Below are 16,508 nucleotides of genomic sequence, written 5' to 3' on the forward strand. Positions count from 1 at the left end.
ACGTCTCGGCCCATCGGGGCGGGTCAGCTGAGCGGGTGCGCCGCCAGCAGGTCGCCCAGGGCTTCCTCGTGCGCCGCCGCGGGGCCGAGCGACAGTTCCAGGTGCTTGGCCCAGGCGTGGTACCGGTGCAGCGGGTACTCGACGTCGGCCCCGAAGCCGCCGTGCAGATGCTGTGCCGTCTGCACGATCCGTCGTACGCCCTCCGAGGCCCAGATCTTGGCGACGGCCACGTCACCGGAGACCGGCAGCGCGCCCGGCGCCCCCGAGGCGACCCGCCAGGCGGCCTGCCACAGCGTCGCCTCCATCGCCCGCAGGTCGATGTAACGGTCCGCGGCCTGCACGGCCACCGCCTGGAAGGTGGCGACCGGGAACCCGAACTGCTCCCGCTTGCCGGTGTATTCGCTGGTCATGCGCAGCACCCGCTCGCCGAGCCCCAGCGCCAGCGCGCACGTCCCGGTGGTCAGCAGCTCGCGCAGCCACTCCCAGGCGCCGTCGGCGTCGATGACGTCACGGGCGCCGATCCGGACGGACTCCAGGCGCAGTTCGCCGAGCCGCTCGCCGTTGGTGGAGAACTGCTCGCCCAGGCCGACGCCCTCGTGGGCGCGGGGGACCACCGCGAGCACCGGCCGGTCCGTGGCCGTGTGCGCGGGTACGAGGATGTGGTCGGCGACCTGGGCCCACGGCACCGCCGTCTGCACCCCGTCCAGGATCCACGCGTCGCCGTCCTGCCGTGCGGTCACGGCGAGTTCGGCCCCGTCGTGGCCGGTACGTCCGCTGGAGGCGACGGTCAGCACCAGCTCGCCGCGGCCCGCCGGCCCGAGCAGGGCCGACCTCAACTCCTCGCCGCCGTACGTCTGTACGGCCGCCGCGGCCGCGCTGCTCTCCAGCAACGGCACCCTGGCCAGCACCTTCGCCGACTCGCGCAGCACCTGGCACAGCGCGATCGCGTCCAGGCCGGCCCCGCCGTACTCCGCGTCCAGCAGCAGGCTCAGCAGGTCCGCCTCGGCGAGCGTGGCCCACAGCGCGCGGTCGAAGTCGTCGGCGACGGCGCCCGCGACGAGCGCGGGACTCGGCACCGCGTCGGGGGCGACCCCGGCGAACACGCCCCGCGCCGCCTCTGCCGCCGCCTGCTGCTCCTCGGTGAAGGTGAAGTCCACGGTCCAGTCCTCTCGGCGGCTCCGTTGATCTGACGGTGCGTCAAGATAGAACAGGTTCTAGAAGAAGGGAATGGTCGAGGGTGGACACAGGATTCGCCCCGACCGATCGTCCGGTTTGTCCTGAACCTCCTGGAGGCCGCGCCCCGTAAGGTGTCCCTCGCTGTGGACGACCGGCACGACCAGGTGTTCGAGGGGGGCTGTGCCGGGCGGGCGGGCCTGAGTACCGTTCCCGTGCGAGTGCGCGGTGGAGCGGTGCGCGAACGCGGACCGGGATCGGGAAACGGGGTGGAATGGACACGCACGACACGGACTCGGACGCCCGGCGGGAGCCGGCCGGGCCGGGCGGGCCGGACGGGACGGCGACTCCCGGAGCCGACGCGGAGGCCGAGCCGACCTCGGCGGTAGCGCCCTCGGCCGTACCTCCTGACGTCGTGCCCCGCGCAGCCGCCGTACCTCCCGCAGCCGCCGTACCCCCCGCCGTCCTGCCGCCCCCCGACCCCCGTACCGGCGTGGCCGCGCTCTCCCCTCGTTATCAGGTCGCCGCCGCGCTCGCGCTGGCCGTCGTCGCCGTGACCGTGTGCGTGCATCTCGCGCTGGTCTTTCTGCACGTCGCGCCGTCGAACACGGTCACCAAGCAGCACGGCAACGCGATAGACGACTGGGTGTACCCGGAGTTCGAGCAGAACTGGAAGCTCTTCGCGCCCAATCCGCTCCAGCAGAACATCGCCGTCCAAGTCCGTGCCGAGGTGCACACCGAGGACGGGGACGTGAACACCACCGGCTGGTACGACCTGTCCGCCGAGGACGGCCGGGCCATAGACGGCAATCTGCTGCCCAGCCACACCGACCAGAACGAACTGCGCCGGGCCTGGGACTTCTTCGCCTCCACCCACGACGCCGAGAACCGCCCCTCGGGCCTGCGCGGCACCCTGTCCGAGACGTATCTGCGGCGGATCGTGGTGCTGCGTCTGGACCGCGAGGGCGCGGCCGGGCGGACCGGGGTCATAGAGAACGTGCAGGTCAGGGCACGCACCACCAACGTGCCCGCGCCGAAGTGGAGTGACGAGAAGATCTCGGACCAACCGATGTACCGCGTGCTGCCCTGGTGGACGGTCACCGCCGCCGACAGCGACGGAGGCGCCGCGTGAACCGCTTCGCCCTGTCGGTCTCCGCGGCCATCGCCCGGATCACCGAGTCGGCGCTCGGCCCGTACCAGGCCGCCGTGGTCCGTATCGGTTTCAGCGCGACCTGGCTGCTGTTCCTGCTGCGCGAGCTGCCGCACCGCCAGGAGCTGTACGGTCCCGACAGCCCCTGGAGCTGGGACCTCGCCCAGCAGCTGATCGCCAACAACCACGCGTTCACGGCCCTGATGTGGTCGGACGGACAGACGTGGTTCGAGATCGTCTACGCGCTGGCCGTGCTGACCGGCGCGCTGCTGCTCCTGGGCTGGCGCACCCGCACGATGTCCGTGCTGTTCATGCTCGGTGTGCTCTCGCTCCAGAACCGCAGCGTCTTCATGGGTGACGGCGGCGACAACGTCCTGCACCTGATGTCGATCTACCTCGTCTTCACCCGCTGCGGCCAGGTGTGGTCGCTGGACGCGCGGCGGGCGCGGCGCACGGACGAGGCACGCGCGCGGGGTGAGCACGTCACGGACCGGACCGGTCCCGTCCTGTGGTCGGTGCTCGGCTTCGCGCTGGTCGCGGTGACCGCCGGCGGGCGGCTCGACGGCGTCGACCCGACCGTGCCGGTGATCCTGTGGGGCATGTGGTCGGCGCTGGGCGTGTGGTGGGCGGTCGGGCGGCTGGCGAAGGGCAGCGAGCCGCGGATCCTGCTCGACGTCATCGGCAACATCGTGCACAACGCCGGTCTGTTCGTGATCATGGCCGAGGCCTGTCTGATCTACGCGACGGCCGGCTGGTACAAGATCCAGGGCTCGCGCTGGCAGGACGGCACCGCCGTCTACTACCCGCTCCACCTGGACTACTTCTCGCCCTGGCCCGCCCTCGCCGACCTGCTCTCCTCCAGCGGCACGATGGTGATGCTGGTGACGTACGGGACCGTGATCGTGCAGGTCGCGTTCCCGTTCACGCTGTTCAACCGGCGGGTCAAGAACGTCCTGCTGGCCGCGATGATGTTCGAGCACGCCGTGATCGCGGTGGTCCTGGGGCTGCCGTTCTTCTCGCTGGCGATGATCGCGGCGGACGCGGTCTTCCTGCCGACGTCGTTCCTGCTCCGCACGGGCGGCTGGGCGGCACGCGCGCGTGACCGCGTCCTCGCCCGGGTCCGACGCGGTCGTACGGAGCTGCCGGCGCCCCGCGCCCCGGAGGCCCCGGAGAACCCCGAGCACGCGCCCGTAGGCTTCACGCCATGACCGCCTCCGACCCGGACCTGCTCAGCACCTGGCACCGGCTGGCCGACGCCTCCGTCCTGCTCGACGGCTTCCACGCCCTCAAGCACGCCGTGCGCTTCGGGGCCGACATCCCGGTGGCGGTGGCGGTGGACCGGGCGGCGGCACTGGCCCTCGCGGACGACCTGGCCCCGGACGTACGGGACACGCTGGCCGGCCTTCTGACGGAGGTGGCGCCGGGGACGTACGCGAACCTCGTGCCGCGCCCGCATCCGACCGAGGTCGCCGCGTTGGCCGTACGACCGTCTCGCGAGGCCGCGCTGGAGAAGCTGACGCGGCTGCCGCGCACCACGCCCGTCGTGGTCCTCGACAACCCGCGCAACCTGGGCAACGCGGGCGCCGTGATCCGCCTGGCCGCCGGTTTCGGCGCGACCGGCGTGATCACCACCGGCACGCTCGACCCGTGGCACCCCACGGTGGTGCGCGCCGGCGCGGGCCTGCACTTCGCGACCACGGTCGAGCACCTGCCGGTCGAAGAACTGCCGCCGGGCCCGCTGTTCGCCCTGGACCCGGAGGGCGACGACATCCGGGGCATCAAACTCCCGGACGACGCCGTCCTCGCCTTCGGTTCCGAGCGCGCCGGACTCTCGCCCGAACTACGCGCGCGAGCCGACCACTTGCTGTCCCTGCCGATGCGCCCGCAGGTCTCCAGCTACAACTTGGCGACGAGCGTGGCGATGACCTTGTACCACTGGAGCATCGGAACAGGGGCACCCCTTTAACGGCAGCGCCGAGTGCTTTTAGGGGCGCGGGGAACTGCGCGACCAGCCACAACGAACCGTCAGCCGCGCAGAATCCGCACCCCCACCCCCTTAGGCGTCCCGACGCACCTCAATAACCCTGAACCGGTTGGCCACAAACGCCCCGTCGGCCAGCGCAGCATTCGCCGCCGGATTCCCACCGGACCCGTGGAAGTCCGAGAACGCAGCCGTCTGATTGACGTACACCCCACCCGTCAGATTCAGCGACAACTGCGCCGCCTCCTCGAGGCAGACCTCCTCGACCGCAGCCTCGACCCCCGCATCGGTCGTGTACGCCCCGACCGTCATCGCCCCCTTCTCCCGAATCGTCCGCCCCAACAAGGCCACCGCATCCGCGGCGGAGTCGACGGCGACGGCGAAGGAGACAGGACCGAAGCACTCGTTCATGTACGCGGCCTCGTCGTCCGGCTTCGCCCCGTCCAGCTTCACGATCACCGGCGTACGCACCACCGCGTCCGGGAACTCGGGGTTCGTGATCTCCCGGGAGGCGAGGGCGACTTCGCCGAGTCCGGCGGCGGCCTCCACACGGGCCTTCACGTCAGGGTTGACGATCGCGCCCAGCAGCCCGTTGGCGCGCGCATCGTCACCCAGCAGACCGTCGACCGCGCGGGCGAGATCCGCGACCACCTCGTCGAAGGTCTTGTGACCCTGGTCGGTGCCGATGCCGTCGCGGGGGATCAGCAGGTTCTGCGGGGTGGTGCACATCTGGCCGCTGTAGAGCGAGAGCGAGAACGCCAGGTTGGCGAGCATGCCCTTGTAGTTCGCGGCCGACTCCACGAGGACCGTGTTGACGCCGGCCTTCTCCGTGTAGACCTGCGCCTGGCGGGCGTTGGCCTCCAGCCAGTCGCCGAACGCCGTGGAACCCGTGTAGTCGATGATCCGGATCTCCGAGCGGGTGGCCAGCGTCTTGGCGATGCCCTCGCCGGGGCGCTCGGCCGCCAGCGCCACCAGGTTCGGGTCGAAGCCCGCCTCGGCGAGCACCTCGCGCGCGATCTCGACGGTGAGCGCGAGCGGCAGCACCGCACGCGGGTGGGGCTTGACCAGGACCGCGTTGCCGGTGGCCAGGGAGGCGAACAGGCCCGGGTAGCCGTTCCACGTCGGGAAGGTGTTGCAGCCGATCACCAGGGCGATCCCGCGCGGGACCGGCGTGAACTCCTTGGTCATGACCAGCGGGTCGCGCTTGCCCTGCGGCTTGGTCCACTGGGCCGTGCCGGGCGTGCGGACCTGCTCCGCGTACGCGTAGGCCACCGCCTCCAGGGCGCGGTCCTGCGCGTGCGGGCCGCCCGCCTGGAACGCCATCATGAAGGCCTGGCCGCTGGTGTGCATGACCGCGTGCGCGAACTCGTGCGTCCGGTCGGCGATCCGCTTGAGGATCTCCAGGCTCACCACCGCGCGGACCTCCGCGCCCGCGTCCCGCCAGGCGCGCTGTCCGGCCTTCATGGCGGGCAGCAGGACGTCGAGGTCCGCGTGCGGGTACTCGACGCCCAGCTCGATGCCGTACGGCGAGACCTCGCCGCCCGTCCAGCCGTCCGTGCCCGGCTGGTCCAGGTCGAGGCGGGTGCCCAGGAGGGCGTCGAAGGCGGCCTTGCCCGCCGCCATGTCCAGGCTGCCGTTCTCCCCGTACGCCTTGGGGTGTTCGGGGTGGGGCGACCAGTACGCGCGCGTACGGATCGCTTCCAGGGCCTGGTCGAGTGTGGGCCGGTGCTTGGCGATCAGTTCGTGCGCGGTCGGTTCGGCAGCCATGGGGGGACCATCTCCTCGTCTTGCGAACACTGTGACTCTTTGCCGGGCTCATGACCTGGGCAGTAACAAGGCGCGGGAACACCCGCTCAGAGTTAGAGTAACCGAACGATCGGTCGGGACAAGGGGGTCCGCCGCATCTGTGGAAAACCCCGTGCGGGAGGATCGCGCACATGACAGCACTGGACCTCAGCAGCCCCGTGGCCGTCGTCGGTACCGGCACCATGGGCCAGGGCATCGCCCAGGTCGCGCTGGTCGCCGGCCACCACGTGCGGTTGTACGACACCGTCCCCGGACGCGCCCAGGAGGCGGCCGAGGCGATCGTCGTCCGTCTCGACCGGCTCGTCGCGAAGGACCGGCTCTCCGCCGACGAGCGGGACGCGGCCCGTGCGCGGCTGCTGCCCGCCGCCGACCTCGCCGACCTCGCGGACTGCACGCTGGTCGTCGAGGCGGTGCTGGAGCGGCTGGACGTCAAGCAGGACCTGTTCCGGGCGCTGGAGGACCTGGTCGACGAGGACTGTCTGCTCGCCACCAACACCTCGTCCCTGTCCGTCACCGCCATCGGCGGCGCCCTGCGCAACCCCGGCCGTCTCGTCGGCCTGCACTTCTTCAACCCCGCCCCGCTGCTGCCGCTCGTCGAGGTCGTCTCCGGCTTCGCCACCGACGTCACGTCGGCCACGCGCGCGTACGAGATGGCCCGCGCCTGGGGCAAGACCCCGGTCGCCTGCGCCGACACCCCGGGCTTCATCGTCAACCGGCTCGCCCGGCCCTTCTACGCCGAGGCGTTCGCGGTCTACGAGGCCCAGGGCGCCGATCCCGCCACCATCGACGCCGTGCTGCGCGAGTCGGGCGGCTTCAGGATGGGAGCGTTCGAACTGACCGACCTCATCGGGCAGGACGTCAACGAAGCGGTGACGCGCTCGGTGTGGGAGGCCTTCTTCCAGGACGTGCGCTTCACGCCCTCGCTCGCCCAGCGCCGCCTGGTGGAGTCCGGCCGGCTCGGCCGCAAGAGCGGACAGGGCTGGTACGACCACGGCAAGGACGCCGAGCCCGCCGAGCCGCACACCGCGGAACCGCAGCGGGCGCCCGCCTACGTCGTCGTCGAGGGCGACCTGGGCCCGGCCGCCGAACTGCTCCCGCTGCTGCGCGAGGCGGGCATCCAGGTCCGCGAGGACGAGGAGGACCACGGCACCCGCCTGGTGCTGCCCGGCGGCGGCCAGCTGGCGCTAGCCGACGGCCAGACCTCGGTGGAGTTCCGCGACGTCGTCTACTTCGACCTGGCCCTCGACTACCGCAAGGCCACCCGCATCGCCCTGTCCGCCTCCCAGGACACCTCGCCGCAGACGCTCACCGAGGCCACCGGCCTCTTCCAGGCGCTCGGCAAGGACGTCAGCCTCATCGGGGACGTCCCCGGCATGATCGTCGCCCGCACGGTCGCCCGCATCGTCGACCTGGCGCACGACGCCGTCGCCAAGGGCGTGGCCACCGAGGAGGACATCGACACCGCGATGCGCCAGGGGGTCAACTACCCCCTGGGCCCGTTCGAATGGAGCCGCAGGCTCGGCCGCAACTGGGCCTACGCCCTCCTGGACGACCTGCACATGCGCGACCCGTCCGGACGCTACGCGCCGTCCCTCGCGCTCTACCGACACGCGTACGCCACCGACAAGCGGGAGGGCAGCACGTCATGACCACCGCCAAGCGCGACACGTACACCCCGGAGACGCTGCTGTCCGTCGCCGTCCAGGTCTTCAACGAGCGCGGCTACGACGGCACCTCCATGGAGCATCTCTCCAAGGCGGCCGGCATCTCCAAGTCGTCGATCTACCACCACGTGGCCGGCAAGGAGGAGCTGCTGCGCCGGGCCGTGAGCCGGGCCCTGGACGGCCTCTTCGAGATCCTCGACGAGGAGCCCGCGCGCGTGGGCAGCGCCGAGGGGCGGCTGGAGTACGTCGTGCGGCGGATGGTCGAGGTGCTGATCACCGAGCTGCCCTACGTGACGCTGCTGCTGCGGGTGCGCGGCAACACGGGCACCGAGCGGTGGGCCCTGGACCGGCGCCGGGACTTCGACCACCGGGTCGCCGACCTGCTGCGGGCCGCGGCCGACGCCGGCGAGGTGCGCGGCGACGTGGAGGTGCGGCTCGCGACGCGGCTGGTCTTCGGCATGATCAACTCGATCGTCGAGTGGTACCGCCCCGACGGGCGCGGCATGAACGAACGCGAGGTCGCGGACGCGGTCGTACGGCTGGTCTTCTCGGGGCTGCGCCAGCAGGACTGACACGCCACACGGGTCAGCCCTGCGGCTCCAGGTCCTCCTCCTCGAACACCAGCAGCGTGCGCGTGCTGAGCACCTCCGGCATGTTCTGGAGCCGGGTGAGCACCAGCTCGCGCAGCGCCTTGTTGTCGGGCGTGTGCACCAGCAGCAGCACGTCGAAGTCCCCGCCCACCAGCGCGATGTGGGAGGCCCCGGGCAGCTGTCTCAGCTGTTCGCGCACCGTGCGCCAGGAGTTCTGGACGATCTTCAGGGTGATGTACGCCGAGGTGCCCTGACCGGCGCGTTCGTGGTCGACGCGGGCGCCGAAGCCCCGGATGACGCCGTCTTCGAGGAGGCGGTTGATCCGCGCGTAGGCGTTGGCGCGCGAGACGTGCACCCGTTCGGCGACGGACCGTATCGACGCGCGGCCGTCCGCCTGGAGCATCTGAAGGATGTCCAGATCGATCGCGTCGAGGGGGCGCGCGGGCGGCTGGGGCCCGCCGGCCCCGCTGCTCCCGCTGCCCTCTGATCCTTCGGCCATTTGTTCAGGTGCCATATCCCCCCGCCTCCCTACCATGGACGTACTGCGTTCATTTGAGGTTGTGCAGAACCGTTTGTCCACAGCCTGGAGGTGCCTGTAGCCAAAATGTGCCGACGACCGAACAATCGGTAGGTGAGGCGCATCACTCTCGTGACGCGTCCACAGCCGTTCGCACGAGGAGGTGCCGTCATGACGGTCCTGGAGCAGCGGGGCGCCTACCGGCCCGCGCCGCCGCCCGCCTGGCAGCCCCGCACGGACCCCGCGCCGCTGCTGCCCGACGCGCACCCGTTCCGCGTTCTGGGCACCGACGCCGCCGCGCAGGCCGACCTGGCCCTGCTGCGTCGGCTGTACGCCGAACTGGTCCGCGGGCGCAGATACAACACGCAGGCCACCGCCCTCACCAAGCAGGGCCGCCTCGCCGTCTACCCCTCCAGCACCGGCCAGGAGGCCTGCGAGGTCGCCGCCGCGCTCGTCCTGGAGGAGCGCGACTGGCTCTTCCCCAGCTACCGCGACACCCTCGCCGCCGTCGCCCGGGGCCTGGACCCCGTCCAGGCGCTCACCCTGCTGCGCGGCGACTGGCACACCGGCTACGACCCGCGCGAGCACCGCATCGCCCCCCTTTCGACCCCGCTCGCCACCCAGCTCCCGCACGCCGTCGGGCTCGCGCACGCCGCCCGCCTCAAGGGCGACGACGTGGTCGCGCTCGCCATGGTCGGCGACGGCGGCACCAGCGAGGGCGACTTCCACGAGGCGCTGAACTTCGCCGCCGTCTGGCAGGCCCCGGTCGTCTTCCTGGTCCAGAACAACGGCTTCGCCATCTCCGTCCCGCTCGCCAAGCAGACCGCGGCACCCTCCCTGGCCCACAAGGCGGTCGGCTACGGCATGCCGGGCCGCCTGGTCGACGGCAACGACGCGGCGGCCGTGCACGCGGTCCTCGCCGACGCCGTACGGCACGCACGCGCGGGCGGCGGTCCCACGCTCGTCGAGGCGATCACGTACCGCATCGAAGCCCACACCAACGCCGACGACGCGACCCGCTACCGCGGTGACACCGAGGTCGAGGCCTGGCGCGCACACGACCCGATCGCGCTCCTGGAGCACGAGCTGACCGAGCGCGGCCTGCTCGACGAGGCCGGCGTCCAGGCCGCCCGGGACGCGGCCGAGACCATGGCCGCCGACCTGCGCGAGCGCATGAACCAGGACCCGGCGCTCGACCCGATGGACCTCTTCGCGCACGTCTACGCCGAACCCACCCCGCAACTGCGCGAGCAGCGTGAGCAGTTGGCGGCGGAGCTGGCCGCCGAGCGGGAAGGGGCGCACTGATGACCACCGTCGCCCTCAAGCCGGCCACCATGGCGCAGGCCCTCACGCGCGCGCTGCGCGACTCCATGGCCGCCGACCCGACCGTGCACGTCCTCGGTGAGGACGTCGGCACCCTCGGCGGGGTCTTCCGGGTCACCGACGGGCTCGCCAAGGAGTTCGGCGAGGACCGCTGCACGGACACCCCGCTGGCCGAGGCGGGCATCCTCGGCGCGGCCGTCGGCATGGCGATGTACGGGCTGCGGCCGGTCGTGGAGATGCAGTTCGACGCGTTCGCCTACCCCGCGTTCGAGCAGCTGATCAGCCACGTCTCCCGGATGCGCAACCGCACGCGCGGGGCGATGCCCCTGCCCATTACCGTCCGCATCCCCTACGGCGGCGGCATCGGCGGCGTCGAGCACCACAGCGACTCCTCCGAGGCGTACTACATGGCGACCCCGGGCCTGCACGTCGTCACGCCCGCGACCGTCGCCGACGCCTACGGACTGCTGCGCTCCGCGATCGCCTCCGACGACCCGGTCGTCTTCATGGAGCCCAAGCGGCTGTACTGGTCGAAGGACTCCTGGAACCCGGACGACCCGTCGCCCGTCGAGCCGATCGGCCGCGCGGTGGTGCGCCGCCCGGGCACCAGTGCCACGCTCATCACCTACGGACCGTCCCTGCCCGTCTGCCTCGACGCCGCCGAGGCCGCGCGGGCCGAGGGCTGGGACCTCGAAGTCGTCGACCTGCGCTCCCTGGTGCCGTTCGACGACGAGACGGTGTGCGCGTCGGTCCGGCGGACCGGGCGCGCGGTCGTGGTGCACGAGTCGGGCGGCTACGGCGGCCCCGGCGGGGAGATCGCGGCCCGCGTGACCGAGCGCTGCTTCCACCACCTGGAGGCGCCGGTGCTGCGCGTGGCCGGGTTCGACATCCCGTACCCGCCGCCGATGCTGGAGCGGCACCATCTGCCCGGCGTGGACCGGATCCTGGACGCGGTGGCCCGACTTCAGTGGGAGGCCGAGGGCTGATGGCACAGGTGCTGGAGTTCAAACTGCCCGACCTCGGCGAAGGGCTCACCGAGGCGGAGATCGTGCGCTGGCTGGTCCAGGTCGGCGACGTCGTCGCCATCGACCAGCCGGTCGTCGAGGTCGAGACGGCCAAGGCGATGGTCGAGGTGCCCTGCCCCTACGGCGGCGTGGTCACGGCCCGCTTCGGCGAGGAGGGCGCGGAACTGCCCGTGGGGGCGCCGCTGCTGACGGTGGCGGTCGGTGGGTCGCCGTCCGGCGGTCCGGCGGAGGCCTCCGGTGGTTCGGCGGAGGGCTCGGGCAACGTCCTTGTGGGGTACGGCACTTCGGAGGCACCCGCGCGGCGACGGCGGGTCCGGCCCGCGGAGCCGACGGGTGCCGCCGCTTCGCCGGGTCCTGCGGTGTCCACGGCTTCGACGGCTTCGACGGCGCCGGTTCGCAATGGCGCGGCCGGGCCGGGGCGGATCGACGGCACCGTCGAGACCGCCGACGGGTCGACCGGCCGGAGCTCCGACGGGCCAGTGCCGGTCATCTCGCCTCTCGTGCGGCGGCTCGCCCGCGAGAACGGTCTGGATCTGCGGGCGATGACGGGGTCCGGCCGCGACGGACTGATCCTGCGGGCGGACGTCGAGCAGGCGATGCGTACCGGGGTCTCGCCGAGCACGGTGACGACCATGGTCACGGCCACGGGTTCCGCGCCCCTCGCGCAAACCGCCACGCCTGTCGCGCAGACCGCCGCACCCACCCCGTCGGGTGTCACGCGCGCGGGAACTCGCGTGCCCCTCAAGGGAGTTCGCGGGGCCGTCGCCGACAAGCTCTCCCGCAGCCGGCGCGAGATCCCGGACGCGACCTGCTGGGTGGACGCCGACGCGACGGAGTTCATGCGCGCGCGGGCCGCGATGAACGCCGGGAGCGGGCCGAAGATCTCCGTGCTCGCCCTGCTGGCCCGCGTCTGCACCGCCGCCCTCGCCCGCTTCCCCGAGCTCAACTCCTCCGTCGACATGGAGGCCAGGGAGATCGTCCGACTGGAGCACGTCCACCTCGGCTTCGCCGCACAGACCGAGCGGGGTCTGGTCGTACCGGTCGTGCGGGACGCCGATGGGCGGGACGCCGAGTCGCTGAGCGCGGAGTTCGCCCGGCTGACCGAGGCGGCGCGGGCCGGCACGCTCACGCCCAGTGAACTCACGGGCGGGACCTTCACGTTGAACAACTACGGGGTGTTCGGCGTCGACGGTTCCACGCCGATCATCAACCACCCCGAGGCCGCGATGCTCGGCGTCGGCCGCATCGTCCCCAAGCCGTGGGTGCACGAGGGCGAACTGGCCGTGCGCCAGGTCGTCCAGCTCTCCCTCACCTTCGACCACCGCGTCTGCGACGGCGGCACCGCGGGCGGCTTCCTGCGCTACGTGGCGGACTGCGTGGAACAACCGGCGGTGCTGCTGCGGACGTTGTGAGCGGGCCCGTGCGTGGGGCTCGGGCGAGGGGCTTGGGCGAGGGGCAGGGTGAGTGCGGGCGCGGGTGCGGGTGCGTGGCCTGAGCCGGGCCGCCGCCTCGCGTCCCGCTCGCGTTGAGCCGGGGTGCGTGGTGCGGGTGCGGATGTGTGGTCGGGTCCGGCCGCGCCTCCCGTCCCGCACCCGGTGACGCGGCCCGTGGCGTCACCGCCTGGCCCGCGCCTGCCCCACCCGTCCCGTCCTGACCCCCGCAACCCCGTGATTGCGTCACCGCCCGCACGTTCCCTGTGATCGTGACGGCACGCATACTCGGGGGGTGACCTCGTACGAGCCCCCGGGCCGCCCCGGTGCCGACCCGGCCTACGACGCCGTCGTGCTCGCCGGAGGTGCCGCTCGGCGGCTCGGTGGTGCCGACAAGCCCGGGGTGCGGGTCGGCGGGCGGGCACTGCTGGACCGGGTGCTCGCCGCCTGCGCCGACGCGCGTACGACCGTGGTCGTCGCCGATGTCCGCCCCACCGCCCGGCCCGTGCTGTGGGCGCGGGAGGAACCGCCCGGCGGGGGCCCGGTCGCCGCGCTCGCCGCCGGTCTCGCGCACACCATGGCGGAACACGTCGTCGTCCTCTCCGCCGACCTCCCGTTCCTCGAACCGACGACCGTGCAGCGGCTGTTGGCGGTCCTGCGGGCGGGCGGCACGGAGGGCGCCCTCCTCACCGACACCGACGGCCGCGACCAACCCCTGGTCGCCGCGTACCGCGCGGACGCCCTGCACCGCGAGCTCGCTGCGCTGGCCGGGGCGGGGGTGAGCGGGTCCGGCGCTCCGAACGCCCGGTCCGCAGGAGTGGGCCCCGCCGGACCAGACCCTTCCACCGGCCCGGTGACGTCTGCCCGCTCGGCCGCGCCCTCGGGCTCGCCGCCCTCCACCGATTGCACTTCTACCGATCTCACCTCTACCGATTCCACCGCCACCGATCCCACCCCCCTGACCGGCCTCCCCCTCCGGCGTCTGGTCAGTGGTCTTCGTCTTACCCGCGTCCCCGACCCCGTCGCGTCGTTCGACTGCGACACCTGGGACGACATCGCCGCCGCCAGGGCACGTATCAGGGAGCATGGGCACGTGTTGGATGAATGGATTTCCGCTGTCAAGGACGAGCTGGGGCTCGATCTGGACGTCGACACCGGCGTTCTGCTCGACCTCGCCCGTGACGCCGCCCATGGTGTGGCCAGGCCCGCGGCGCCGCTGACGACGTTTCTCGTCGGGTACGCGGCCGCGCAGGCCGGGGGTGGTCCGGAAGCCGTCGCCGAGGCCGCCCGCAAGGCCGCCGCGCTCGCCCTGCGCTGGGCCGAGGAGGACGACTCCGAGGCCAGGCCCGCTCCGGACGCCGGATGACCGCCCGGACCGGTGGGAACGCCGAGGACACCGACTTCGACGTCGATGAGGTGCTCGCGCTGGTGAGGGATCCCAACGGGCGTACTCCTGCTCATGGTCATGGTTCCGGCCCCGCTTCCGGTTCCGGTGACGCCGTGCCCTCGCCCGGCGGACCCGGCACCCGGCACGATCAGCACGCGGACACGCACCGGGCCACCGCCTGGGCCGAGGCCAGGGCGATCGCCGCGCGGGCGGCTCGGTCCGGCGGGCGGCGCGCTCCTGTCTCCGTGCGGATCGAGGACGCCCTCGGACTCACCCTCGCCGCCCCCCTCACCGCCCTCACCGACCTGCCCTCCTTCGACACCTCGGCGATGGACGGCTGGGCGGTCGCCGGGCCCGGCCCCTGGGACGTACGGGACGAGGGCGTGCTGGCCGGGCACGGGGAGCCGGCGCGGCTCACCGACGGGGAGGCCGTGCGGATCGCCACCGGTGCGCGGATCCCGTCGGACACCACCGCCGTGCTGCGCAGCGAGCACGGGCGCACCGACGACAAGGGACGTCTGCACGCCGGGCGGGATCTCCAGCACGGTCAGGACATCCGGCCGCGGGGACAGGAGTGCCGCTCCGGGGACCAACTCGTGCCCCTGGGCACGCTCGTGACCCCGGCGGTGCTCGGTCTCGCCGCAGCGGCCGGCTACGACACCCTCACCGTCGTACCCGCTCCCCGCGTCGAAGTCCTTGTCCTGGGCGACGAGTTGCTCACCGAGGGGCTGCCACGGGACGGCCTGATCCGGGACGCGCTCGGGCCGATGCTGCCGTCGTGGCTGCGGGCGCTCGGCGCGGACGTGATCGCGGTCCGCCGGATCGGTGACGACGCCAAGGCCCTGCACAAGGCGGTCACCGGCTCCGCCGCCGATCTGATCGTGACCACCGGCGGCACCGCCTCCGGGCCCGTCGACCACGTCCACCCCACCCTGGACCGCATCGGCGCCGAACTCCTCGTGGACGGCGTCGAGGTGCGCCCCGGCCACCCCATGCTGCTGGCCCGCACCAAGGAGAACCAGCACCTCGTCGGCCTGCCCGGCAATCCCCTCGCCGCCGTCTCCGGCCTGCTCACGCTCGCCGAGCCCCTGCTGCGGACCCTCGCGGCCCGCCCGGCCCCCGAGCCGTACACGATGCCGATCCAGGACGCGGTCCACGGGCATCCGTACGACACCCGGTTGATCCCCGTCGTGCTGCGCGGTGACCACGCCGTGGCGCTGCACTACAACGGTCCGGCGATGCTGCGCGGTATCGCGGCGGCCGATGCCCTGGTCGTCGTACCACCGGGTGGGTCCCGTGCGGGTGAGGAGCTCGAACTGCTCGATCTGCCCTGGGCGTTCGCCGGGATCGGGGTGTGTTTCACGTGAAACTTCCGGGCCATGACGCGATCGCCCGGCAGGCGGACGAGCATCTCGTGACCCATCGGGTGAAACTCCCGAAGAAGGTCGTCGAGCGCCCCATCCAGCAGGTCCTGAGACGGCTGCTGATGGCGCTGCTGGTGCTGGCCGCCACCGCCCTGATCGTCTGGTTCGACCGGGACGGCTACAACGACAACTCCGACGGCTCGGTCGACTTCCTGGACGCGGCCTACTACGCGACCGTCACCCTCTCCACCACCGGATACGGCGACATCGCCCCCGTCAGCGACGGTGCCCGGCTCATCAACATCCTCGTCATCACGCCGTTGCGGGTGGTCTTCCTGATCATCCTGGTCGGCACCACGCTCGAAGTCCTCACCGAACGGACCCGGGAGGAATGGCGTCAGAACCGCTGGAGGTCCACCTTGCGCGATCACACCGTCGTCATCGGCTTCGGGACGAAGGGGCGTTCGGCGGTCCAGACCGTCTGCGCGACCGGGCTGAAGCAGGAGCAGGTCGTCGTGGTCGATCCCAGCGCCAAGGTGATCGAGGCGGCGACCGCCGACGGGTTCGCCGGGGTGATCGGGGACGCGACCCGCAGCGAGGTGCTGACGCGGGCCGAGGTGCAGCGGGCGCGGCAGATCATCATCGCGACCCAACGCGACGACACGGCCGTACTGGTGACCCTGACGGCCCGGCAGCTCAACCGCGGCGCCAAGATCGTGGCCGCCGTGCGCGAGGAGGAGAACGCGCCGCTGCTCAAGCAGTCCGGCGCCGACGCCGTCATCACCAGCGCGAGCGCGGCCGGCCGGCTGCTCGGTCTGTCCGTGCTCAGCCCCGCGGCCGGCATGGTGATGGAGGACCTCATCCAGCAGGGCAGCGGGCTCGACATGGTGGAGCGGCCCGTCATAAAGGCCGAGGTGGGCAGGAAGCCGCGCGAGACCGACGACCTGGTGGTGAGTGTCGTACGCGGGCATCGCGTGCTCGGATACGACGATCCGGCCGTCGGGACACTGCAGTTGACGGACCGGCTGATCACGATCGTGCGGGCGTCGCCGGGCACGCAGATCGCGCCCGACGTCCGCCCGATGCACCGGCACTGAC

Annotated in this window: 14 protein-coding genes; 11 read left to right on the forward strand and 3 right to left on the reverse strand. The window is 72.4% G+C overall.

The genetic code is table 11. From position 1 onward, the window contains the following. Positions 1-23: 23 nt before the first annotated feature. Positions 24-1,157: an acyl-CoA dehydrogenase family protein gene (locus tag ACIP6U_RS22200; protein ID WP_401720344.1), complete on the reverse strand. Its 1,134-nt coding sequence runs from the start codon at positions 1,155-1,157 to the stop codon at positions 24-26. 290 nt (positions 1,158-1,447) lie between these two features. On the opposite strand from ACIP6U_RS22200, the gene ACIP6U_RS22205 reads away from it, so the two are divergent. Genes ACIP6U_RS22205 through ACIP6U_RS22215 form a run of 3 tightly spaced genes read left to right on the forward strand, consistent with a single transcriptional unit; the run spans position 1,448 to position 4,289 of the window. Next, positions 1,448-2,305 carry a DUF5819 family protein gene (locus ACIP6U_RS22205; RefSeq protein ID WP_401720347.1) on the forward strand — a complete coding sequence of 286 codons (858 nt, stop codon included), beginning with the start codon at positions 1,448-1,450 and terminating at the stop codon, positions 2,303-2,305. Continuing rightward, the gene (locus ACIP6U_RS22210; protein ID WP_401720350.1) at positions 2,302-3,531 is read left to right on the forward strand and encodes an HTTM domain-containing protein; all 1,230 of its coding nucleotides are present in this window, start codon (positions 2,302-2,304) and stop codon (positions 3,529-3,531) included. Before ACIP6U_RS22205 ends, ACIP6U_RS22210 begins: the two co-directional genes overlap by 4 nt. Then, entirely contained in the window at positions 3,528-4,289 is a 762-nt protein-coding gene (locus ACIP6U_RS22215; protein ID WP_401720352.1) for a TrmH family RNA methyltransferase, read from the forward strand. Before ACIP6U_RS22210 ends, ACIP6U_RS22215 begins: the two co-directional genes overlap by 4 nt. A gap of 90 nt (positions 4,290-4,379) precedes the next feature. On the opposite strand, the gene paaN is transcribed toward ACIP6U_RS22215, so the two are convergent. Then, a complete protein-coding gene (gene paaN, locus ACIP6U_RS22220) occupies positions 4,380-6,071 on the reverse strand; it encodes a phenylacetic acid degradation protein PaaN (RefSeq protein ID WP_401720355.1) in 1,692 nt (563 codons plus the stop codon). Positions 6,072-6,241: 170 nt separating this feature from the next. Between paaN and ACIP6U_RS22225 the strand changes: the two genes are divergently transcribed. Both ACIP6U_RS22225 and ACIP6U_RS22230 read left to right on the forward strand, forming a co-directional pair. Further along, positions 6,242-7,759 (forward strand): 3-hydroxyacyl-CoA dehydrogenase, encoded by a 1,518-nt coding sequence (locus ACIP6U_RS22225; RefSeq protein WP_401720358.1) that lies wholly within the window; start codon positions 6,242-6,244, stop codon positions 7,757-7,759. Continuing rightward, positions 7,756-8,346, forward strand: a complete 591-nt coding sequence (locus ACIP6U_RS22230) for a TetR/AcrR family transcriptional regulator (protein ID WP_401720359.1) — start codon at positions 7,756-7,758, stop codon at positions 8,344-8,346. Before ACIP6U_RS22225 ends, ACIP6U_RS22230 begins: the two co-directional genes overlap by 4 nt. 13 nt (positions 8,347-8,359) lie before the next feature. Here the strand turns inward: ACIP6U_RS22230 and ACIP6U_RS22235 are convergent, their stop codons facing one another. Further along, on the reverse strand, positions 8,360-8,878 hold the full coding sequence (locus ACIP6U_RS22235) for an Lrp/AsnC family transcriptional regulator (RefSeq protein WP_401720362.1): 519 nt from the start codon (positions 8,876-8,878) through the stop codon (positions 8,360-8,362). Positions 8,879-9,052: 174 nt separating this feature from the next. Between ACIP6U_RS22235 and pdhA the strand changes: the two genes are divergently transcribed. From pdhA to ACIP6U_RS22265, 6 genes are all read left to right on the forward strand, one after another. Continuing rightward, entirely contained in the window at positions 9,053-10,186 is a 1,134-nt protein-coding gene (gene pdhA, locus ACIP6U_RS22240; RefSeq protein WP_401720364.1) for a pyruvate dehydrogenase (acetyl-transferring) E1 component subunit alpha, read from the forward strand. Beyond that, on the forward strand, positions 10,186-11,190 hold the full coding sequence (locus ACIP6U_RS22245; protein WP_401720367.1) for an alpha-ketoacid dehydrogenase subunit beta: 1,005 nt from the start codon (positions 10,186-10,188) through the stop codon (positions 11,188-11,190). The genes pdhA and ACIP6U_RS22245 overlap by 1 nt, the downstream gene beginning before the upstream one ends. Next, positions 11,190-12,641: a dihydrolipoamide acetyltransferase family protein gene (locus ACIP6U_RS22250; protein WP_401720370.1), complete on the forward strand. Its 1,452-nt coding sequence runs from the start codon at positions 11,190-11,192 to the stop codon at positions 12,639-12,641. Before ACIP6U_RS22245 ends, ACIP6U_RS22250 begins: the two co-directional genes overlap by 1 nt. 313 nt (positions 12,642-12,954) lie before the next feature. Then, the gene (locus ACIP6U_RS22255) at positions 12,955-14,025 is read left to right on the forward strand and encodes an NTP transferase domain-containing protein (RefSeq protein ID WP_401720373.1); all 1,071 of its coding nucleotides are present in this window, start codon (positions 12,955-12,957) and stop codon (positions 14,023-14,025) included. Then, positions 14,022-15,413 carry a molybdopterin molybdotransferase MoeA gene (locus tag ACIP6U_RS22260; RefSeq protein ID WP_401720375.1) on the forward strand — a complete coding sequence of 464 codons (1,392 nt, stop codon included), beginning with the start codon at positions 14,022-14,024 and terminating at the stop codon, positions 15,411-15,413. The genes ACIP6U_RS22255 and ACIP6U_RS22260 overlap by 4 nt, the downstream gene beginning before the upstream one ends. Further along, entirely contained in the window at positions 15,410-16,507 is a 1,098-nt protein-coding gene (locus ACIP6U_RS22265; RefSeq protein WP_401720378.1) for a potassium channel family protein, read from the forward strand. Before ACIP6U_RS22260 ends, ACIP6U_RS22265 begins: the two co-directional genes overlap by 4 nt. The last annotated feature ends 1 nt before the right edge of the window (position 16,508 follow it).

It is taken from the genome of Streptomyces sp. NPDC088794, assembly GCF_044750545.1.
Lineage (GTDB): Bacteria > Actinomycetota > Actinomycetes > Streptomycetales > Streptomycetaceae > Streptomyces.

What these genes read in the sequence shown, in the direction of transcription:
- ACIP6U_RS22205 (WP_401720347.1), top strand. Translation starts at nt 1,448, where the DNA reads ATGGACACGCACGACACGGACTCGGACGCCCGGCGGGAGCCGGCCGGG.
- ACIP6U_RS22215 (WP_401720352.1), top strand. Translation starts at nt 3,528, where the DNA reads ATGACCGCCTCCGACCCGGACCTGCTCAGCACCTGGCACCGGCTGGCC.
- paaN (WP_401720355.1), bottom strand. Translation starts at nt 6,071, where the DNA reads ATGGCTGCCGAACCGACCGCGCACGAACTGATCGCCAAGCACCGGCCC.
- ACIP6U_RS22225 (WP_401720358.1), top strand. Translation starts at nt 6,242, where the DNA reads ATGACAGCACTGGACCTCAGCAGCCCCGTGGCCGTCGTCGGTACCGGC.
- ACIP6U_RS22230 (WP_401720359.1), top strand. Translation starts at nt 7,756, where the DNA reads ATGACCACCGCCAAGCGCGACACGTACACCCCGGAGACGCTGCTGTCC.
- ACIP6U_RS22235 (WP_401720362.1), bottom strand. Translation starts at nt 8,878, where the DNA reads ATGGCACCTGAACAAATGGCCGAAGGATCAGAGGGCAGCGGGAGCAGC.
- pdhA (WP_401720364.1), top strand. Translation starts at nt 9,053, where the DNA reads ATGACGGTCCTGGAGCAGCGGGGCGCCTACCGGCCCGCGCCGCCGCCC.
- ACIP6U_RS22245 (WP_401720367.1), top strand. Translation starts at nt 10,186, where the DNA reads ATGACCACCGTCGCCCTCAAGCCGGCCACCATGGCGCAGGCCCTCACG.
- ACIP6U_RS22250 (WP_401720370.1), top strand. Translation starts at nt 11,190, where the DNA reads ATGGCACAGGTGCTGGAGTTCAAACTGCCCGACCTCGGCGAAGGGCTC.
- ACIP6U_RS22260 (WP_401720375.1), top strand. Translation starts at nt 14,022, where the DNA reads ATGACCGCCCGGACCGGTGGGAACGCCGAGGACACCGACTTCGACGTC.